This is a genomic window from Veillonella parvula (genome assembly GCF_040094895.1).
GTDB lineage: Bacteria > Bacillota > Negativicutes > Veillonellales > Veillonellaceae > Veillonella > Veillonella parvula_L.
Window position 1 is genome coordinate 400861 of record NZ_JBBNGV010000001.1, and the last position, 22507, is coordinate 423367.

18 protein-coding genes, 1 other RNA gene and 1 other annotated feature are annotated in these 22507 nt (G+C 37.8%); all 19 genes read left to right on the forward strand.

Features of this window, described 5'->3' with window-relative positions; genetic code table 11:
• Positions 1–6 precede the first annotated feature (6 nt).
• Positions 7–960 (forward strand): bile acid:sodium symporter family protein, encoded by a 954-nt coding sequence (locus AAAT26_RS01860; protein ID WP_230949586.1) that lies wholly within the window; start codon positions 7–9, stop codon positions 958–960.
• Between the two features lie 240 nt (positions 961–1200).
• Positions 1201–1407: a binding site (T-box leader), on the forward strand.
• A 49-nt stretch (positions 1408–1456) separates the two neighbouring features.
• Positions 1457–2905 carry a cysteine--tRNA ligase gene (gene cysS / locus AAAT26_RS01865; protein WP_123137909.1) on the forward strand — a complete coding sequence of 483 codons (1449 nt, stop codon included), beginning with the start codon at positions 1457–1459 and terminating at the stop codon, positions 2903–2905.
• Positions 2895–3371, forward strand: a complete 477-nt coding sequence (locus AAAT26_RS01870; RefSeq protein ID WP_123137910.1) for a Mini-ribonuclease 3 — start codon at positions 2895–2897, stop codon at positions 3369–3371. Before cysS ends, AAAT26_RS01870 begins: the two co-directional genes overlap by 11 nt.
• Position 3372: 1 nt before the next feature.
• Positions 3373–4104 (forward strand): 23S rRNA (guanosine(2251)-2'-O)-methyltransferase RlmB, encoded by a 732-nt coding sequence (rlmB, locus tag AAAT26_RS01875; RefSeq protein ID WP_024061847.1) that lies wholly within the window; start codon positions 3373–3375, stop codon positions 4102–4104.
• Between the two features lie 2 nt (positions 4105–4106).
• Positions 4107–4640, forward strand: a complete 534-nt coding sequence (locus tag AAAT26_RS01880) for an NYN domain-containing protein (protein ID WP_004695995.1) — start codon at positions 4107–4109, stop codon at positions 4638–4640.
• Between the two features lie 73 nt (positions 4641–4713).
• The gene (gene sigH / locus AAAT26_RS01885; RefSeq protein WP_119563007.1) at positions 4714–5388 is read left to right on the forward strand and encodes an RNA polymerase sporulation sigma factor SigH; all 675 of its coding nucleotides are present in this window, start codon (positions 4714–4716) and stop codon (positions 5386–5388) included.
• A gap of 5 nt (positions 5389–5393) precedes the next feature.
• The gene (gene secG / locus AAAT26_RS01890) at positions 5394–5630 is read left to right on the forward strand and encodes a preprotein translocase subunit SecG (RefSeq protein ID WP_004695991.1); all 237 of its coding nucleotides are present in this window, start codon (positions 5394–5396) and stop codon (positions 5628–5630) included.
• Positions 5631–5688: 58 nt separating this feature from the next.
• Positions 5689–8052: a ribonuclease R gene (rnr, locus tag AAAT26_RS01895; RefSeq protein ID WP_123137911.1), complete on the forward strand. Its 2364-nt coding sequence runs from the start codon at positions 5689–5691 to the stop codon at positions 8050–8052.
• Positions 8053–8060: 8 nt separating this feature from the next.
• On the forward strand, positions 8061–8531 hold the full coding sequence (gene smpB, locus AAAT26_RS01900) for an SsrA-binding protein SmpB (RefSeq protein ID WP_004695987.1): 471 nt from the start codon (positions 8061–8063) through the stop codon (positions 8529–8531).
• 155 nt (positions 8532–8686) lie between these two features.
• Positions 8687–9187: a hypothetical protein gene (locus AAAT26_RS01905; protein ID WP_101928323.1), complete on the forward strand. Its 501-nt coding sequence runs from the start codon at positions 8687–8689 to the stop codon at positions 9185–9187.
• A complete protein-coding gene (locus tag AAAT26_RS01910) occupies positions 9187–9915 on the forward strand; it encodes a 6-carboxyhexanoate--CoA ligase (protein WP_101928322.1) in 729 nt (242 codons plus the stop codon). Before AAAT26_RS01905 ends, AAAT26_RS01910 begins: the two co-directional genes overlap by 1 nt.
• A gap of 4 nt (positions 9916–9919) precedes the next feature.
• The gene (bioF, locus tag AAAT26_RS01915) at positions 9920–11080 is read left to right on the forward strand and encodes an 8-amino-7-oxononanoate synthase (RefSeq protein ID WP_101928321.1); all 1161 of its coding nucleotides are present in this window, start codon (positions 9920–9922) and stop codon (positions 11078–11080) included.
• Between the two features lie 175 nt (positions 11081–11255).
• Positions 11256–11597: a transfer-messenger RNA gene (ssrA, locus tag AAAT26_RS01920) on the forward strand.
• A 192-nt stretch (positions 11598–11789) separates the two neighbouring features.
• Positions 11790–12407, forward strand: a complete 618-nt coding sequence (locus AAAT26_RS01925; protein WP_123137912.1) for a Type 1 glutamine amidotransferase-like domain-containing protein — start codon at positions 11790–11792, stop codon at positions 12405–12407.
• Between the two features lie 246 nt (positions 12408–12653).
• Positions 12654–13781 carry an efflux RND transporter periplasmic adaptor subunit gene (locus AAAT26_RS01930; RefSeq protein WP_077708465.1) on the forward strand — a complete coding sequence of 376 codons (1128 nt, stop codon included), beginning with the start codon at positions 12654–12656 and terminating at the stop codon, positions 13779–13781.
• Positions 13782–13795: 14 nt separating this feature from the next.
• Positions 13796–16978: an efflux RND transporter permease subunit gene (locus AAAT26_RS01935; RefSeq protein ID WP_077708464.1), complete on the forward strand. Its 3183-nt coding sequence runs from the start codon at positions 13796–13798 to the stop codon at positions 16976–16978.
• A 155-nt stretch (positions 16979–17133) separates the two neighbouring features.
• Positions 17134–18075: a manganese-dependent inorganic pyrophosphatase gene (locus AAAT26_RS01940; protein WP_077708463.1), complete on the forward strand. Its 942-nt coding sequence runs from the start codon at positions 17134–17136 to the stop codon at positions 18073–18075.
• Positions 18076–18178: 103 nt separating this feature from the next.
• Entirely contained in the window at positions 18179–20368 is a 2190-nt protein-coding gene (pcrA, locus tag AAAT26_RS01945) for a DNA helicase PcrA (protein ID WP_077708462.1), read from the forward strand.
• 81 nt (positions 20369–20449) lie between these two features.
• Positions 20450–22453, forward strand: coding sequence for an NAD-dependent DNA ligase LigA (gene ligA, locus AAAT26_RS01950; protein WP_077708461.1), 2004 nt, complete (start codon positions 20450–20452; stop codon positions 22451–22453).
• Positions 22454–22507 lie beyond the last annotated feature (54 nt).

Here is a 22507-nt window from a genome sequence, read left to right on the forward strand (position 1 = left end):
GTTTTTATGAGTGTTATTCGTTCTATTAATCACTTATTCAATAGTTATCTATCCTGGATAGTACTATTGATGGCTGTTTTAGCATATATGCTACCTGCAGTATTTTCTTGGATGACTCCATATATTGCTTACATGCTACAGTTTGTTATGTTTGCGATGGGGTTAACATTAACGGCTCAAGTCTTTATTGATGTATTTAAGCAACCAATGAAGGTTATTCTCGTATCCGTAATCCAATTCTTATGGATGCCATTGGCAGGTTTCTTAGTAGCCTTAGCATTTAATTTTCCTCCAGAAGTTGGGATTGGTTTTATCTTGTTGGGTGCATGTCCTGGTGGTACTGCTTCTAATGTAATGACCTTCCTTGCAAATGGTAATGTTCCCTTATCCGTATCAGCAACAACTGTATCCACATTATTGGCACCTATTTTAACGCCTTTATTTGTCGTATTATATGCAGGTGCAACATCTTCTATTGAAATTCAATTTATGCCAATGTTTATATCCATTGTAAAAATCGTGTTAGTACCAATTATTTTGGGGATTGTATTGAATTACTTTATTGGCGCAAAAATTGAACCTGTAAAATCTGTATGTCCAACCATTGCAGCTATCGCGGTATTGCTTATCTTGGCAGCTGTAACTGCAGTTAACCAAAAGCAAATTGCCGAAACTGGTTTCATTATTTTTGTAGCGTGTTTAGTACAAAATTTGAGTGGTTATGTTGTGACATACTTTATATGTAAAGCTCTTAGTATTGATGTGTCTTCTCGTCGTGCTATGCAAATCGAAGTGGCTATGCAAAATTCTGCATTATCCGTATCTTTAGCACTAAAACACTTTACACCACAAGCTGCGGTAGCAGGTGCAGTATTCTCCATTATTCATAACTTTACAGGATCTATTTTTGCCGGTATTTGCCGTAAACATGATGATCAAGATAAATTAGAAAATGCTTAATATTAATTGATTTGATGTAATGACATTATTATTACTTGTGTGCTATAAAAGCTATTGTTATGAATGATAATAGTAATTTAATATTCTGATTATATATCCTCATCTTTCTAATTAAGCTATTTAAAATACCTATGTATGATATGTGAATAGCTGCCTATGAAAGATGGGGATCTTTCTTGTAAATATTGACATTCTATAGCTTTATTGGTAAAATATTTTTATATATGAATATAGATTATTTTAATAGCTGAGACTGAAAGAAGTACTCTACAACTAACTTTTTAGCGAGAACCGATGGTGGGAGGGTTCATGGATAGGTAGATGAAATGCATTCACGAGCTGACACTCCGATTATAGGTAGGTTTGTCCGGCGACGCACCGTTATGCGATGAGTGGGTATCGCTATTGGTACCTAACAGAGTGGAACCGCGGACCATCGTCTCTGTATGAGATGAGAGGTCTTTTTTATTTTACAAAATTGGAGGCATCGGTAACGATGAGAGAAATTACTGTTTATAATACTATGACGCGCCAAAAAGAGGTTTTTAATCCTGTAACACCAGGTGAGGCAAAAATGTACGTATGTGGTGTCACACCATACAATCATCCTCATATTGGCAATGCTCGTCCTTTTGTGACTTGGGACGTAATTCGTCGCTATATGAAACATGTAGGCTATAAAGTAACCTATGTACAAAACTTTACTGATGTGGATGATAAAATCATCAATACTTCTAATGGTGAAGGCGTCTCTTGGGATACCATTGCAAATCGTTATATCGATAGTTATTTTGAAGTAATGGATGCATTAGGTGTACAACGGGCTGATATGTATCCACGTGTATCTACGCATATTGATGATATCATTGCTATGATTAAAACATTGATTGACAAGGGCTACGCCTATGAACTCGATGGCGATGTATATTATAGTGTGGAGAAATTTGAACATTACGGTGAGTTATCTGGTCGTACATTAGACGATATGGAGGCAGGCGCACGTATTGAAGTAGATGGTCGTAAGAAGAATCCTATGGACTTTGCTTTGTGGAAAGCAGCAAAACCTGGTGAACCTTATTGGGAAAGCCCATGGGGGAATGGTCGTCCAGGCTGGCACATTGAATGTTCTGCTATGAGCCAAAAATATTTAGGCACAGAATTTGACTTCCACGGTGGTGGTAGCGATTTGATTTTCCCTCATCATGAAAATGAAATTGCTCAATCAGAAGGTTGCTCTGGTCAACATCCAGCAGTGCGCTACTGGTTGCACAATGGTTTTATCACTATTAACTCTGAAAAAATGTCTAAGTCCTTGAATAATTTCTTCTTGGTAAAAGATATTTTAGAACAATATAGTCCTGATGCATTGCGTTATTTCTTATTGAGCACGCATTACCGTAGCCCATTAGATTTCTCTGATGAGCGTCTAGAAGAAGCTAATAAATCTTTGGAACGGTTAAGCACAGCTATTGAAAACCTTCTTTACCTTGAAAAATGTGAGCCAGGCTCATGTGATGAAGCTCAACGCTTATTAGAAAAAGCGAAAGCATACGAAGAAGAATTTGAGGATGCTATGAGTGATGATTTCAACACTGCTCTAGCAACTTCTAGTATGTTCGGTCTTGCAAAAGAAATTAATATCTACTATCAAGCTGTAACAAGTAGAGAAGGCGTTGTTTGCCAAGAGGCAATTGCTGAAGTGAAACGAATCTTCAAATTTATGACAGATGTTATTGGTGTTCTTGAAAAAGCTTGGGAAGGCAATACGGGTGCTAATGCTGCTGAATACGAAGAATTAATGCAAGTTATTCTTTCTGTACGTCAAGCTTGTCGGGACCAAAAGCAATGGGCATTAGCTGATTGTATTCGCGATCGATTAGCTGAGATTGGTATTACTATTGAGGACTCCCCTCAAGGTGCACGGTGGAAAAAACGTGAAGTTTAAACAATTTCAATTCTTAAAGAATGAAGCGATAAAAAAACTGACGGCTCTTGAAGAAGAGCCGCTTCGTTTGCGTAATCGGACTATAGAAGAGTGCCTAAGTGCTGATGCAGTTATGCTAGCTTATATCGGCGATGCAGTATACTCCATGTATGTACGCGAACGAGTAGTGCAAATGAATATCACAAAGGTACAGGTATTGCATACAATTGTTACTGAATTTATTTGTGCTAAATCACAGGCGAAAGTATTGCTAGAAATAGAAGATGCTTTCACAGAAGAGGAACAAGCTATTGCACGCCGTGCTAGAAATAGTAATGTAAACGTGCCTAAAAGTAGTACTGTTCAAGAATATCGCAGTAGTACGGCCTTTGAAGCAGTACTAGGATTTCTTTATGAAACGCGCCAAGAAGACCGCTTACAGCATATCTTGGGGCAAGCCTTTTCTATAACTCTACGAGGTATGTAGTATGGATAATTATATTGTAGGTCGCAATGCGGTTAAAGAAGCCCTTAAAAGTGGCCGTTCTATTCAACGTATTCTGGTCAGTGAAGATAAGGTAAAAACAGGGTTAGCTGATATTGTAGGCCTTGCTAAATCTCAAGGAATTGAAGTTAGACCTACACCAGTTAAACAGATGAATAAGTACGATTTGGAGGTACCACATCAAGGGGTTATAGCTCTTGTATCGGCCGTTCAATTTAAAGAATTGGGAGAGGTATTACAAGAAACGACACATGAGGTTCCTTTACTCATCTTAACGGATGGGGTTGAAGACCCACATAATATGGGAGCTATCATTCGTACTGCTGAATGTGCGGGAGCTACGGCTGTACTCATTCCTAAACGACATAATGCGCCTATTAATGCTACTGTTGCAAAGACATCTGCTGGAGCTATTGAACAAATTCCACTTGTACAAATTGGCAATGTAGTGCAAACCATTAAACAACTTCAAAAACAAGGATTTTGGGTAATGGGGGCTCATATGGAAGGTGATCGTACCTTGTATGAAGCAGATATGACAATTCCTACGGTTATAGTCATTGGTAATGAAGGTAAGGGGATTAGTCGCGTTGTAAAAGAAGCTTGTGATTTCCTTGTAACAATTCCTATGTATGGAAATTTGAATTCTTTGAATGCATCTGTTGCAGCTGCAGTTCTTATGTATGAGGCGGTACGTCAACGCCAGGCGAAATAATCATGCTAAAAGATATTTTAATTGTAGACGGCTATAATGTTATTTTTGCTTGGACTCATTTGAAAAAATTGGCTCATGAGTCTTTAGAACATGCGAGAATGGAGCTTCGAGATAGATTGTTGAACTATGGTAAATTTAAGGGTTACGAAGTAATCCTTGTATTTGATGGTAAGTATACAAAATCTGGAGGTTCCATTGAATCTATTACAAGTGGATTTATCGAAGTGTATACTGAGGATGGAGAAACGGCGGATTCCTTTATTGAACGAGAGGTATTTTTACGTAAAGGCAAATATACTAATGTATATGTTGTAACCTCCGATGGGGCAGAACAGAATCAAATTCTAGGCTCTGGCGGGTTGCGCATTCCTGCTCGTGAGTTGCAAAATATGATTCGTATTGCTAAGGAAGAAGAACGACTTCAATATGCTCATGAACATAGACGTGATCAATTCTCAGTGCGTCGTAATGAAGTGGGAGGTTTATTATCTCCTGAAGTTGCTGAAAAGCTCGAGAAATTGCGTCGAGGTCATTGATAGTTGAAAATCATATACCGTTCCAGTATAATAAATATATTGGTTTTTCTCGCTCAATTGTAAGGAGGAGCTTATGAAAATGATTCATACACGCAAGTCCGATTACAATTTCAAGGAAATGACCGATGAGCAAGTTGTGGTCATAGCTCAGGAAGAGCAAAATGAGTTTGCAATCGATTATATTGTTAATAAATATAAGAACTTTGTAAGAGCTAAGGCTCGCTCCTATTTTTTGGTAGGTGCCGACCGAGAGGATATCATCCAAGAAGGGATGATTGGACTCTATAAGGCGACGCGAGATTTTAAACATGATAAATTAGCGTCTTTTAGAGCCTTTGCGGAACTTTGTATAACTAGACAAATTATTACAGCTATTAAATCGGCTACAAGACAAAAACATGCGCCTTTGAACTCCTATATATCCTTAAATAAACCGGTGTATACAGAGGACTCTGAGCGTACATTGATTGAAATGCTATCTTCAACAAAGATTACAAATCCTGAAGACCTCATTATCAGTCAAGAGGAACTAGATGATATTGAGCGCAATATTGGTCATATTTTAAGTGATCTCGAATGGGAAGTCTTGGAAGGATACCTTGATGGACGTTCCTATCAAGAAATGGCTGAGGTCACAGATCGTAGTGTTAAATCTATTGATAATGCGCTACAAAGGGTAAAACGTAAATTAGAGAAGTATTTAGAACATCGTGTATTGGGCTCGCATCGAGCATCACAGGAAGGATGACAGTCGTGACAAATTTCTTAATGATTGTAGAAGTAATCGTATCTATTTTATTAATTGTAGTAGTTGTTGCACAAAATAGCAAAAATGCAGGCATGGGCGGTGCTGTTTCTGGTGCGGCAGACTCTTCTTTTGGTGGTAAGCAACGCGGTTTAGATGCTTTCTTATCTAAATGTACGATTATATTGGGGATTATCTTTGCTGTGTTGAGCTTAGTGTTAGGGGCAATGATTAATCAATTCTAATGATGAAAGCCTGCTTTGCAGGCTTTTTCTTTTTTCATCCTAATAAGGGGGTGCAGATTTGAAGAAGAAGGTATTGGACTTTTATAAATCTATACAACCACATGCATACCATATTGAGGATGCAGCAATGGATAATCGTATTCGAGGTGGCAAAGATCTTGAAATGTTTATTCGATCTGCGAAAATGCTCGCCCGTGAAGGCGTATTAACTTCATCTCGACCAGATGTATACCGATATGAAGATCAACAGCATGAAGAATATGAAGGTATCTACAAAGGATATCGTAAATCTTATGGATTTGTTATTATGCTAAATGATGAAGATATTTATGTAGCAGAACAAAATAAAGGAACTACTATGCATAATGATAAGGTACGTGTTCGTATTGTACCATCAGATTATACAAAGCATAAACGTGAAGGCATCATCGTTGATGTTATTGAGCGTGCTAATGAAACCATAGTTGGTACTTACGACAGACAACAACACTTCGGCTTTGTTGTACCAGATGATGAACGTATTGGAACAGATATTTTTGTAGATTTAAAAGATACTTTAGATGCTCGGAGTGGAGCTAAGGTACTAGTAAAAATTACAAAATGGCCTGAAGGCAATAAAAAACCTGAAGGAATTATAACAGAAATTTTAGGCTATAAGGGGGATGTAGGCCTAGACATTAACTGTATTATGGCTAATCATAAGATTCCTTTTGCATTCCCTAAAGAGGTAATTGAGGCAAGTGAGAAGATAGATACTATTGTTCATGAAGATCCGAAGCGGTGGGATCTTAGAGACTTACAAATGGTAACTATCGATGGAGAAGATGCAAAAGATCTTGACGATGCTGTAAGTGGTCGTAAATTACCAAATGGTAATTATGAGCTAGGCGTACACATTGCGGATGTTAGTCATTATGTTACTTCAGGCCAGCCTATTGATAATGAAGCATACAAGCGGGGGACTTCAGTTTACTTAGTGGACCGCGTAGTACCAATGTTACCAGAGGTATTATCGAATGGTATTTGTAGTTTAAATGCCCATGAAGATCGCTATGCTATGACGTGTATGATGGAAATTGATGATTCAGGTACAGTTGTTAATTATCGTATTCGTCCGTCTATTATCCATGTAGGACGTCGTTGCAGCTATAAAGAAGTTTATAAAGCGTTAGAGGAAAATATTGTTCCTGACGATTTAGTAGATTTTATTCCTATGCTTCGTGACTTAGCAGAAATTTCTAAGATTTTAAATCGTATGCGTCGTCGTAGAGGGGCATTAGACTTTGATTTTTCGGAATATAAGGTATTACTTGATCTCGATGGTACACCGTTGCGTATCGTAAAACGCGATCGAACTATGGCAGAGCGGCTTATCGAAGAATGTATGCTCATTGCTAATGAGACGGTAGCTACGCATTTAAAGGATACTCAACGTACATCGGTATATCGTATTCATGAACATCCTAGTGAAGAAAAATTGGATTTATTCCAAAAGGTATTACATTATTTAGGTCAAACTCTTGTCCTTAGTGCTGATGGTGTAACACCACGAGATTTCCAAAAAATCCTTGATGTAGTGAAGGGACAAGATATCGAGCAAGTGGCTCAAATTATGACCTTACGTTCTATGCAGCAAGCGAAATATAGCATTGAAAACGTCGGCCATTTTGGGTTAGCATCCACTTGCTATACGCATTTTACATCTCCCATTAGACGTTATCCGGATTTGATGGTACATCGACTTTTAAAAGCGGATATGCACTGGAAGGGTGGATACTCTAAACGAGATGTAGATGAAGCTTTCTTAGCTGGTGCTGTGGAACATTCTTCCATACAAGAACAAGTGGCAACCGAGGCAGAACGAGAAACTACGGATCTAAAGAAGACTCAATACATGGTTCCATTTGTAGGTGAAGTTTTTGAAGGCACTATTGCGAGCATAACCTCCTTTGGCATGTTCGTAGAGTTAGAGAATGGTATCGACGGTCTCGTGCATATTAGCATGATGAACGACGATTATTATTTCTTTGACGAAGAACATTTTGTTCTTGTTGGTAAGCGGACAGGTAAAACCTATCACTTAGGTGAAAAGGTTACTGTTACACTTGTAAAAGCCGATGTAGAAAAGAAACAAATCGATTTTGTTCTTGGTGAAGTAGATAATCTGATGGCTATCCAAGAACAATTGAGTAGTGGCTCTGACCATGCTACTAGTCGTGATGGTTTTGGAAATCTAAAGGGGCGAAAGTCATCCCGAAAAAACGGTAGAAAAACTTCTAAACGAGATGATTCAAAAGCTGGGCGTTCTAGATATGATGCTTTCAGTAAAAAATCTAAAAAAGGTAAATCGAGTCGCAAGAAGTCAAATAAAGCTACAAAACGTAGTCAATCTAAAAAATCTAAAAGTAAACGTAAACGATAGAGGAGAATATGGCAAAGAAATCTAGCCCATCGCTTATTGCTGACAATCGTAAGGCGCGTCATGATTTTCATATTCATGAAACCTATGAAGCTGGTATTGCTTTAACAGGAACTGAAATAAAGTCTATTCGTCAAGGTAAGCTTAATCTTAAGGACAGCTTTTGTCGTATAGATAAAGGGGAAATTTTATTGTATGGTGTACATATCAGTCCGTATGAACAAGGTAATCGTTTTAACCATGAACCGGAGCGGACACGCAAGTTGTTGATGCATAAATCTGAAATCAATAAGTTACATGCTCAAGTTAAGGAAAAAGGATTTTCTTTAGTGCCGCTAAACTTTCATTTCAGTCACGGTTATGTAAAGGTTACTGTAGGTCTAGTAACTGGTAAGAAACTTTATGACAAGCGTCAAGATATGGCGGAACGTGATGCCAAGCGCGATATTGCTAAGCGAATCAAAGAACAACAAAAATATTAAGAGTCATAAGGAATCAAGTCGATATGGCTTGGTTCTTTTTTATATATTTGTTAACTATATTATTTTTAGTGGTTGATAAAAATACAGTGAGAATTTATAATGTAAACAATAAGAGGTGTTTGTAGTTGACATTTTCTAAGTAGAGGAGATATATTATGAATCAGAACATTCGGTACATTACAGAGGTTGCTATTTTAACTGCCATGATTACTGTATTAGGGGCTATTAAAATACCTAATGTCATTCCAGGTATAGAGTTTCAACTATCAGCCCCGTTGGCGGTAGCGATATGTGCCGTATTCGGATTTAAAAAGTATATTATAAGTGGTTGTTTATCTAGTCTAATAGGCTTAGCATTAGGTACTCAAACTATTTTAAATGTTATGATTGCTATGCAATTCCGGCTCATTGTGGGACTAATCCTTTGGATTTGCCATAATCACATGATAGGTATTATGGTTTCTGGTCCAATTGCATCTGCTTTAGCGCGATTATCCTTGTCTTTATACGTTGGTAAGGCTGCATTACCGATGATAGCTCTCGCAGTTCCAGGTATGATCTTTACAGTAATTATGGCACCAGTATTTGTGAAAGTATTCCATAAAATTCACAACCAAGTACCTCAAAGTAATGTAGTTAAAGGTAAGGTATCATAATGGACGAATTATATAGTGTGCGTATGCGCGCGGCTCAAGGTGGTCCCCATGAAAACGGGGGCCACCATATTTCTGGCGCAGAACGCATTGTGACCTTAAATCAAGTTGGAGCTATCGCTCAGTCTTTAGCCGAACGAGCACTACATCATAGTAAGGGGACAGCTGATTTTATCAATATTACAGTGGACTTGATTCCTTCAGAAACAATTACATATATAGAATGCTTAAAAGTAAATGAACATTTTGCTAATACTGTTGCTGAGGCGCATCAATTAGCTGTTGAACTTTTACAGGGCGCTGATATTAGTGAAACTGCTGTTAAACATGCTATTTATCTATTAGAAGGTTTAGATTCATCTATGCGAGGTGCTATGTTGGTTGACGCAATTTCTGGTGAGCGCATAGATTCTGGTAACCGTGGTGTTCGCGTGAGTCATATGGACTCCTTTGATTCTGAAAAACTAGGGGATAATGAACATATGAGAGAGGCCTTAGTATTGGCCTCTAAAGTACAATCTGCTGAAGGGATTGTAGGTGAATTATGTTGGTCTGATGATCCTGATTACACAGTAGGCTATGTGGCTTGCAATGATATTTACCATCGAATTCCTAGCATGAAAGAATTTGGATCTAATCTAGGAGGGCGTGTATTTTTTGTTAAAACAAATACTGATGTGGACTGTGTAATCAAGTATTTGGAAAAAGCACCAGTACTTGTTCAGCGGTGATTGTATGTATAAATTCTTCCAAGAGCAATTAGATAATAAAATCAATAACCTAAATTTGCGCACATTAACGGAATATTGCCCTATAGACGCAGTACGGGTTAGAAGAGATGATAAAGAATATTTGATGATGGCATCAAATAACTATTTAGGGCTTACTTTTGATGAACGTGTAATAGAAGGGGCCATTAAAGGGGCTCAACAATATGGTACTGGATCAGGTGGATCGCGTCTAGTATCCGGTACATTTCCCTTGTTTACAGATCTTGAAAGAGAACTAGCAAAATTTAAGAATACAGAAAAAGCCCTCGTATTTAATACGGGTTACATGGCAAATGTAGGAACCATTTCTGCCATAGCAGATAAGAATACTATTATTTTTAGCGATGCTTTAAATCATGCTAGTATTATAGATGGTTGTAGACTGAGTAGAGGATCTGTAAAGGCTTATAACCATTGTGATGTAGACGAATTAAAGTATTTATTGAAAGAAGTAGAACGAAATACAAGAAAGCTAATTGTCACAGATGGTGTATTTAGCATGGATGGCGATATAGCTCCATTGGATAAGCTCTACGAGCTTAGCCGTGAGTATAATGCTTTACTTATGGTAGACGATGCTCATGCGACGGGTACCATTGGTAGCGGTCATGGAACGGCTGCTTATTATGGTCTTGAAAAAGAAGTGGATATTCAGCTAGGTACATTGAGCAAATCGTTAGGTTCTGTTGGCGGCTATGTAGCTGCTAATAGCACCATCATTGATTATCTTGTGAATATGAGTCGTAGCTTTATATTCTCCACTGCATTATCTCCTGCTGACATAGGGGCAGCCCTGGCTGCATTACATGTTCTTGAGTCTGATACATCTGTTTTAAGGCGACTACAAAATAATGTGAACTATATGGCAGATTGCTTAAATTCTATAGGAATATATGCTACGAATGATACTCCAATTTTCCCAATACTTATCGGTAGTAATGAGGATACTCTAACAGTATCAAATTATTTATACAATGCTGGAATTATAGGTACAGCGATACGTCCGCCTACAGTTCCTGTTGGTGAAAGTAGAATTCGTTTAACCGTTACAGCTGCTCATAATAAAGAACAAATTGATTATGTGTGCCAATCACTGCATAATGCTTTGAAGCAATTAGACTCATGATAGTAGATAATATATCTAAATAAAGACAGTATTAAAAGAATCCTAAATTGATTGGTTAATTAGTCTATATTAGATAAATCGAGTAGTCTAAGAAGAGTGAATATATCTGAACTGTAAAGGTTTCATACAATTGACAGTAATACCAAATAGGCTTATAATTATTAAACCGACGCACGGGGATGTAAAGGTTTCGACAGGGGTGCGTGTGGTATAGATAGCGAGTCGGCGTTCCATGAGGCCGTTAAACGGTGGGAAAACATTTAAACGCAGAAGAAAATTTTGCATTAGCTGCATAAGCTACGTCCCTCATACTTGTGCCTACCAAGTGTGAATGGACGTCAAACAGTAGGCTGGTCTAATTTAGTTGTTCATATGAATTAGGCGAGACAATATGAACTGGGGTTGTGTAGCTTGTCTGTGAGCGATAGCAACCTGAGACTTAAATCATAGACTGTGCTCGGAGAAGTCTATATGGCAACACTTTTGGACAGGGGTTCGACTCCCCTCATCTCCACCAAAATAGAAGCGTACATTTTAAGAAATAAGTCTGCGCTTACAGATAAATTTGTGATTATTCGGCTATAATTGATATAGAACAGCCGATTAAATGGTTTTAAAACCGTCTAGGTAGATTCTTAGGCGGTTTTTTGTATATTAAACATAAAATTTTCATATTAATTTAAATAAAGAATCTTAGAGGTGATAAGACATGGAAATTTTACTTATGTCATATTTAGCAGGAGCAAAAAGTATAACAAAAAAGTATCTTTCAAAAATGGTTTCAAATAAAATAATTTTTATTCCTACTGCTGGAAATGTTGAACCATATACTGGATATATTGATGAAGGTGTTGAGATGTTAAAGTCTTTAGGATATGAATTGGAAATTATTGATATTTCTAAATATGATGAAGATTATTTAAAGAATAAACTTTCAAAGACTGAATGTATCTGTATATCTGGTGGTAACACATTTTATCTATTACAAGAGCTGAAAAAGAAAAATCTTATAGGCCTACTTTATGAAAGAATCAAAGAAGGCTTATTATATATTGGTGAATCTGCTGGCGCAATTATTATGTCTGAAAATATTGAATATAATCAGATAATGGATGATAAAAGTATAGCATCTGAATTAGATGATTATATGGGTGTAAATGTATTTAATCATTATGTTTTACCTCATATAGGGGAATATCCATTTGAAGAGACTGCTCAGAAAACATTAGATACTTATCAAGATAAGATACCATTAGTGCCGATAAACAATAATGAAGTAATCTTAGTTGAGGATCATGGTTATACGGTATTAACTGAAAAAAAGTAAACTAGTAATATATAGTTTTATAATTCTAAAACTATTTAAGTTCATATTGAATATAAAATGTCAATAGTTTTTAACATTTTTGTTGTATACAATATATGTGGGTTTAATCAGATTTTATCTATGTTCTACAAAGGTAGAGGGGTATCGGAAAAATTGACTTTATCTATATAATCCTGTAAAATATATAAAGAAATTTATGTAATTATGACACATAGATGATTAGTTTCGTGTAAAGGAGTACAGATAATGAAGTTCCGTTATTCCCGTATGTTAGCGGCTCTCGTTGTATCCGCTGTAATGGTTGCTGGTTGTGGCAGTAATCAACAGCAAGCAGGTGACGTGAGTGTCAATGCATACAAAATTACTGCAAGTGATGCACAGGTAAACCAAACCTATGCTGGTACGGTAGTTGCAGAAAACTCTGTAGCTGTACATGCTCGTGTAACTGGTTACGTAGTTGAAAAATTTGTTAAAGGCGGGGAGCAAGTTGTAGCTGGCCAGCCATTATATCGTATCGATTCTCGTCAATACGAAGCTACTCTTGCTAATGCAGAAGCACAAGCAGCTCAAGCTAATGCAAACTATAAAAATGCTGAAGTAGACCTTAATCGTTATGAAACATTAGCTCAACAAGATGCTATTGCGCAACAACGTGTAGATACACAACGCAGTACTGTAGAACAAGCTAAGGCAGCTTATGAAGCATACCAAGCATCCGTAAAAATTGCTCAAGATAACTATGGCGATACAATGGTATATGCACCATATTCTGGTACATTACGTATGGATGATATCGATATGGGGACATTTGTACAAGCAGGTTCTACAACATTAGTAACTATTGATTCTATCGATCCTATCTTTGTTGAATTTAGTATGACAGAGCAAGAATATCTTGACTTCATGAAAAATCCAACTGGCGATGATTCCAATGGTCCAAATATTCAATTAAAACTTGCTGATGGCGAAACGTATAATCAACCGGGTTCTATTGTTCAAGCCGCAAAAAGTCTTGATCAATCAACAGGTAAGCTTGTGTTGAAAGCATCTTTCCCAAATCCTGATCATTTGTTGTTGCCAAATATGTTTGCTACAGTGATTTCTCCTGGTCAAAAACTTAAAGATGCTATTCTTGTTCCTAGTCGTGCCATTCTTCAAATCATGGATAAAAACTTTATCTATGTTGTAAATGCTGATGGTGTAGTAGAACAAAAAAGTGTTGAAGTTGGCGGTACAAGTGGTAGCGATACAATTATTAAAGCCGGTTTAGCACCTGGAGACACAATCATCGTTGATGGCTTAACTAAGGTTAAAAACGGTGTGAAGGTTAATGCTAAATTGCTTTCAAAAGAACAATTAAAAACTACAAAATAGAAGGGGGCTAGATCGTGTCGAAATTCTTTATTAATCGACCTATCTTTGCCATTGTAATAGCCATTGTTATTACCTTGGTAGGTCTCATTTCTATGATGAACCTTCCGATAGCTCGATATCCACAAATTTCTCCACCTACAGTTCGTGTAAACACTGCCTATACAGGTGCAACGGCTCAAGTTGTTAATGATACGGTAGCCAGTGTTATTGAAACACAAATCGTAGGCGTACAAGATATGGACTATATGACATCTAGTAGCTCTAGTAATGGTAGTTACTCTTTGACTGTTCAGTTCAATCAAGGCACAGATGCCGATATGGATACGGTTAATACACAAAACCGTGTACAAGCAGCACTTGCTCAATTACCTGCAGAGGTACAAGCAGTTGGTGTTACAACTACTAAATCTTCTGGTGATATGGCTATGGTATTTTCCTTGAACTCACCTGATGGTACTTATGATTCTACATTCTTAAAGAACTATAGTACCAACTATATGATGGATGCTATTAAAGCCATTAAGGGTGTAGGTTCTGTACAAGAGTTCGGTTCTGACTATGCTATGCGCATTTGGTTAGATCCTGCCAAAATGCAAAACCTTGGTGTTACTATTTCTGAAGTAACGGCAGCTATTAAGGGTCAAAACTTACAGGCTGCAGCAGGTACAGTAGGTCAAAATCCTACTAATGGGGAACAAGCATTCCAATATCCTATCAAAATTGAAGGTCGTCTTGTGACACCTGAACAATTTGGTAACATTGCTATTAAAAGTTCCAATGGTAAGGTGTTACATTTAAAGGATGTTGCACGCATTCAAATTGGAGCTAAAGGCTATGACTTTATTGCTAAGTCCGCTCATAAAGAGGTAGCAGGTTTTGCTATTTCTCTTCAAAATGATGCGAATGCATTAGAAACAATTGCTAATGTTAAGAAGGTGTTGGATGAACAATCTAAATCCTTCCCACCAGATATGCAATATAACGTAGTTGTAGATAATACAAAATTCGTAAGTGCTTCAATTAATGAGGTAGAGCATACCTTTGTAGAAGCATTGCTACTCGTTCTTTTTGTAGTATATGTATTCTTACAATCTTGGCGCTCTACAATTATCCCGATGATTGCTGTGCCAGTATCTTTGCTTGGTACATTTGGGGCATTCGTATTATTAGATTTCTCCATCAATACATTAACTCTATTTGCCATGGTATTGGCTATCGGCCTCGTAGTTGACGATGCTATCGTAGTAGTAGAAGCGGTAGAGTACGAATTACAATATAATGGTTTGTCTCCTAAAGAGGCGGCTATTAAAGCGATGGAAAATGTACAAGGCCCTGTAATTGGTATCGCCTTTGTATTGGTAGCGGTATTCGTACCGGTTGCCTTCATGGGTGGTATGACAGGTATCCTTTACAAACAGTTTGCTTTAACAATCGCTGTATCTGTTGTTATTTCTGCGATTGTCGCTCTTGTTTTGACACCAGCCCTATGTGCTACGATGTTAAAACCTCACACACCAAAAGAACGTGAAGACTGGGTACATCGTCAGTTAAACAAATTTAATGCAGCTTTAGAGCGTTTTAGCAATTGGTATGGTATCCAATTGGCTCGTTTAAGCCATCGTTTGAGCTTAACTGTTATTGCATTATTAATCTTTGCTGGTGGTACAGGTTTAGTATTCCACTTCTTACCAACATCCTTTGTACCTGCAGAGGATAGTGGTTACTACATGATTGCTGTTAATGAGCCACCTGGTGCTACATCAGAACGTACTATGGCTACACTTGAAAAAATCGCATCTTTCTTGGAAGGTAAAAATGATCCTGAAAAGCCTAAGGATGAACAATTATTCCAAGAAGTATTTACTGTAGCAGGCTTTGACCTTTTAGGTGGCGGTCAAAAATCTAGTGCTGGTGTAATTTTTGCAACCATGTCTGACTGGAAGTATCGTACAACACAAGCTACATCCATTAATGCTATGATTGGTCAAACATTTGGCTTTGCTGCACAAGGTGTTCCTGAAGCTACAGTTATTGCATTGAATCCACCATCTATTCCTGGTCTTGGTACTACTGGTGGTTTTAGCATGTACATCATCAACAAAGCTGGTGATAGCCCACAAGTTATGGCGGAACGTGCTAATGAATTCTTAGCAGAAGCTCGTAAGAGCCCTGCCATTCAATCTGTTTACACTACCTTCGATACATCTACACCATCCTTACAATTTGATGTAAACCGCGAAAAAGCGGCCCAAGATGGTGTGGCATTAGCAGATATTTTTACTACATTACAAGGTTTCTATGGTAGTATTCAAGTCAATGACTTTACTACATATGGTAAAAACTACAAAGTAGTAGTTCAAGCTGAAGACGCTTATCGTCAAAATGCAGATCAGCTTAATATGTTAGCTGTTCGTAATAGTAAGGGCCTTATGGTTCCAGTTTCTAACTATATTACGAAGGAACAAACTGGTATGCCATCTAGTATTACACGTTTTGATAATGCTATGGCTGTACAAATCGGCGGTTCTCAAGCACGTGGTTACTCCTCTGGTGATGCTATTAATGCATTGAAAGAGGCGGCAGCTAAAACGTTACCAGCTGGTTATACATATGACTGGGCAGGTCAATCTCGTGAAGAATTGAAAGCTGGTTCTCAAACCATCATGATTCTTGGTTTAGGTCTAGTATTTGTATTCTTAATCTTGGCTGCTTTGTATGAATCTTGGAAGGTTCCATTTGCCGTATTGTTCTCTGTACCATCTGGTATGATTGGAGCTTCTTTAGTTCCATTCTTGTTGAATTTTACAGGTAGATATTCCTTAGCTAACGATATTTATATGCAAATCGGTCTTTTGACCCTTGTTGGTTTGGCCGCAAAAAATGCGATCTTAATCATCGAGTACGCTAAGATTCGTGTAGACGAACGTGGTATGAACGTTGTTGATGCCGCTATCGAAGCTGCAAAAATTCGTTTACGTCCAATCTTGATGACATCCTTTGCGTTTATCCTTGGTGTATTGCCATTGGCATTGTCTTCTGGTGCTGGTTCTGGTGCTAGAACAACTATGGGTATTACAGTAGTAGCAGGGATGACAACAGCAACATTGTTTGGTATCTTTATCATTCCAATGTTGTTTATCATCATTGAAACACTTGGGCCTGGTTTATTGACAAACCGCAAAAAAAATCACGACTAATCATCTACATTAGATAATTTTGTAGAATGATAAAAACACGCCACTACTTAGTAGTGGCGTGTTTTTTTATATAATTTATGATATAATAATAGAGTTAAAAATCGGATTGACGTAAGTCGATATTAAGTGTGAAATTAATATAAAAGAGGTATATTATGAGTGAAGTAAAAACATATGTAGCAGGTCATAAAAGCCCTGATACAGATTCCATTTGTTCTGCTATTTCTTTTGCTAATTTGTTAACTCAAATGGGTACACCAGCAACTCCAGTATGTGCAGGTGAAGCGAACAAAGAAACAACATACATTTTGAACCATTTTGGTTTTGAACATCCACAAATCGTTAAGAACTGGGAAGAATTTGCTCCAGAAGGTGGCAACTTATACCTAACAGACCACAATGAATCTAAACAAATCATTGACGGTTACAAGTCTATGAATATGTGCGGTGTTGTGGATCATCACCGCATTGGTGATTTCGAAACTGATGGTCCTGTATTCATGCGTTTAGAACCAGTAGGTTGCTCTAATACAATCATTACTAAATTATACATAGAAAACAATCAAGAAATTCCTAAAGGTATTGCTGGTTTGATGTTATCTGCTATCATTTCTGATACTGTATTATTCCGTTCTCCAACATGCACAGAAACAGATAAAGAAATGGCTCATAAATTAGCTGAAATCGCTGGTGTTGACATCGAATCTTATGGCCTTGATATGTTAAAAGCTGGTGCAGACATTTCTGATTTGACTAATGATGATATTGTTCGTACTGATATGAAAGAATTTTCTGAAGCAGGTAAAACAATTTCTATCGGCCAAATTTCTGTTATGGATACAACAGATGTATTGGCTAAACAAGGGGAACTTGTAGCGGCTTTAGAAGCTCTTCGCAGTGCTAACAACTACGATGCATCTTACATTATGGTTACAAATATTCTTGATGAAAGCACTACATTGCTATTCAGTGGTGATGTTGAGGCTGTAGTAACAAAAGCATTCGAAAAAGAAGTTAAAGACAATGGTGTATTCTTGCCAAATACTATGTCTCGTAAAAAACAAATCGTACCACCAATTCTTGGTGCTATGAAATAGTATAGTAGTATACAAAGATAAAGAACGTTGCTTGCAACGTTCTTCTTCTCTATTTATATGATTATCAAACTATAGTATTTGTAAGGGCGATAGGGGTGTTCCGATGAATTCATTACTAACAGGTTTAAATAAAGAGCAGCAACAAGCCGTTCAACATACGGAAGGCCCTTTATTGATTTTAGCTGGTGCTGGATCTGGTAAAACAAAGGTGTTAACCGTTCGCATTGCACATTTATTAGCTCAAGGTGTTAATCCATATGAAATCTTGGCGATTACATTTACCAACAAAGCGGCTAAGGAGATGAAAAGCCGTGTAGAAGGTCTTGTTGGTGATGTAGCCAATCGCATTTGGCTCAGCACATTTCATAGCTTCTGTGCGAAATTCTTGCGTTTTGAATTAGATAACTTCTTAGGTTATAACAGTAACTTTACAATCTACGATACATCTGACTCTCAAGCTGTTATTAAGGCTGCTTTAAAAGCATTAAACCTCGACGATAAATACTATCCTGTAGGTGCTATGATTGGTGCCATATCTGATGCAAAAAATAAATTGTTATTTGCCTCAGATTTTAGAAAGCAAGCAAGAGACTTTTACCAAGAAAAGGTTGCTGATGTATATGAGTATTATGAACGGGAATTGCGTAAGAATAATGCTCTAGATTTTGATGATCTTTTATTGGTAGCTGTTAAATTATTACAGTCCAATGAGGCTGTGTTAGATAAATATAGCAAACGTTTTCGTTATGTTATGATCGACGAATATCAAGATACGAACCATGCTCAATATTTATTGGCTAAATTATTAGCCTCTCATTGGAAAAATATTGCCGTTGTAGGTGATGCTGATCAAAGTATTTACGCATGGCGTGGCGCAGATATTCAAAATATCTTGGACTTTGAAAAGGATTATCCGAACTGTACATCCATCAAGTTGGAACAAAACTATCGTTCTACAAAGATTATTCTTGATGCAGCCAATGCGGTAATTGAAAATAATGAAGGCCGTCCTAAGAAAAATTTATGGACAGATAAGACAGAAGGGGCTAAAATTCAGCATTTTACGGCTCAGTCTGAACATGAAGAAGCTGCTTTCATCGGCGATACTATCGCTAAAAAGCACGATATTCATGGTGTGCCTTATGGTGATATGGCTATTTTGTACCGTACAAATGCTCAATCTCGTGTACTTGAAGAAGCGCTGATTAAACGGGCTCTGCCATATACGATGGTAGGGGGCACGAAGTTCTATGATCGTAAAGAAATTAAGGACGTTTTAGCTTACTTACGCGTGTTATATAATCCATTCGATGATTTGAGTTTATTGCGCATCATCAATGTACCTAAGCGTAGTATTGGTGCTACTACAGTGGCAAAACTACAAGATTATGCTCGCGCAAATGGCACGTCCTTGTTTATGACATTAACACAGTTGCATCTAGTAGATACGATTAAAGGTAAGACAAAGGAAAAGTTAGAGGAATTTGGTATCCTTATCTTTACTCTCGTAGCTGAAATGGAAGATAAAACGGTACTTGATATCTTAGAATCTATTCTCGATAGAACCGGTTACTTGGCACAATTAGAAGAGAGTACAGATCCACAAGATCAGGCTCGCGCTGAGAATATCGGTGAACTTTTATCTGTAGCTAAAGACTTCCAAGATACAAATCCAACTGGTACAGTGGAAGACTTCTTGGAACAAGTAGCACTTGTAAATGATGTTGATTCTTTCGAGCAAGAAGAGTCTAAAGTTACATTGATGACATTACATGCTGCGAAAGGTTTGGAATTCCCTATTGTATTCTTAGGTGGCTTGGAGGAAGGTTTATTCCCTCATAGTCGCACCTTGATGAACCCTGAGGAAATTGAAGAGGAACGCCGCCTTGCTTATGTAGGTATTACTCGTGCTGAAAAGGAATTATATATTTCTAATGCCACTACGCGTACCGTATTTGGACGCACTAGCAGCTATTTACCATCTCGTTTTATCGATGAAATTCCAGAAGAGTTAGTAGATGGTTTGCGTGCTAAGCGTAAAGTACCTGATGATATTAAGCGTCATGTACCGCAACATATGAGTGTTACAAGCCGACCAGTTACAAAGCCAATCGTTCGCAATGAAGTGATTGCTGATTGGAATATTGGCGATACGGCTATTCATAGCAAGTGGGGCAATGGTAAAGTCATCAATGTTGCCGGCGAAGGGGCTGGTATGAAGCTGACAATTGAATTCCCCACACAAGGTGTACGTGTAGTAATGGCAAAATTTGCACCTGTTAAGAAGGGATAAAATTTGTGTATGGCAGTTAACCTCTCTACCTTACTTGTAAGGAACGTATAGAGTGTTACTGCACTATAAAAGGGATGTAATATGAATCCGAAAGATAGAATTAAAGAGTTACAACAAGAGCTAACTCATGCGCAGTATTTATACTACGTAAAAGATGCTCCTACAATGAGTGACTTTGAATATGATAAAAAATATCGTGAGCTTGTTGATTTGGAAACAGCTCATCCTGAATATATTGTGCCATCATCGCCAACACAACGGGTAGGCATGAAGGTAGAAGGTTCCTTTGAAAAGGTCGTCCATGGCCGCCCTATGTTGAGCTTATCTAATGTATTTAGTGCTGATGAAGTACGTGCATTTGCTAGTCGTGTAGAGAAGGAATTAGGTCATAAGCCTTCTGCTTATGTGGTAGAACTTAAAATCGATGGTTTAGCTGTTAATTTGCACTATGAGAACGGCATGTTTGTACGTGCCGTAACACGTGGTGATGGTCGCGTTGGTGAAGACGTAACTGCTAATGTGCGTACTATTAAATCCATTCCTTTATATCTAGAGGATGCGCCAGAATTTATCGAGGTTCGCGGTGAAGCATATATGCCTCATAGTGAATTTAAACGTATAAATGAAGAACGTGATGAAGAGGGCTTACCTACCTTCGTAAATCCTCGTAATGCAGCAGCTGGTTCTTTGCGTCAACAAGATCCTGCCATTACGGCTAGTCGTAATTTAGCATTCTTTGCCTATGCAATCGGTTCTGAAGTGGGAGCTAATATTCATAGCCAAGAGGAATTGCTCCAAAGTCTAGAAACGTTCAAGTTTTCTGTAAATCCTCATTACCGCGTATGCAAAACAATTGACGAAGTCATAGAGGCTATTAATTATTGGGGTGAAAAGCGCCATGAGTTGCCATACGATACAGACGGTATGGTAATTAAGGTTAATAGTTTCGATGACCAAGAGGTACTTGGCAGTACTGCGAAGGATCCTAAGTGGGCTACAGCTTACAAATATCCACCAGAAGAGGTAGAAACCGTTCTTAAGGATATTACTATCAATGTAGGACGTACAGGTGTTCTTACTCCAACTGGTGAATTGGAATCTGTATTCGTATCCGGTACAAATGTAAGTCGTGTTACATTACATAATCAAGACTTCATCAATGAAAAAGATATTCGCATTGGTGACCATGTCATCATTCACAAGGCAGCCGAGATCATTCCAGAGGTTATTCGCGTAGTTCCTGAAAAACGAACTGGTTCTGAAGTGCCTTTTACAATTCCTAATACATGTCCTGTATGCGAATTTCCTGCAGTCCGACGTGAAGGTGAAGCCGCTGTTCGTTGTACCAATAAACATTGTCCTGCCATTGAAAAGGAACAAATTATCCATTTTGCATCTCGCGATGCTATGAATATTGATGGTCTCGGGCCTAGTATTGTAGAAAACCTAATCAATAACAAATTAATCACCAATGTTGTTGATTTATATCATTTAACGGTCGAACAACTAGTTACCATGGACCGAATGGGTAAGAAGTCTGCTGAGAATTTGGTAAAAGCTATCGCAGATTCTAAATCTCGCGGATTAGATCGTGTACTATATGGTCTTGGTATTCGACTAATTGGATCTAAGGCAGCCGGAACAATTGCAAGTGTTGTAAAATCTATGGAACGATTCATGACTATTACTAAGGAAGAACTCGTTGCAGTAGAAGAGATTGGTCCTACAATGGCAGATAGTATTGTTGAATACCGTCAAGATCCTGCTCATGTAGAAATCATTGAAGGCTTAACAGAAGCTGGACTTAAGATGACTGTAGATGTTGTTGAAGCAGCAGGCAACCAAATGGAAGGCGAAATCGTCGTTCTCACAGGTAAACTTGAAATTATGGGTCGCAGTGAAGCTGGTAAGATTCTTGAAGCTCATGGGGCTAAGGTTACAGGTTCTGTTTCTAAGAAAACAACCCTTGTTATTGCTGGCGAAGACAGTGGTAGTAAACTTACTAAAGCAAATGAATTGGGTATTCGTGTTATGAATGAAGAAGAGTTTGTAGAACTCCTACGCGAACTGGGAGAAATCCAATAATCATACATTCTACAATATTTTGAAAATATATATTATTTGCTTTATAATAAATAA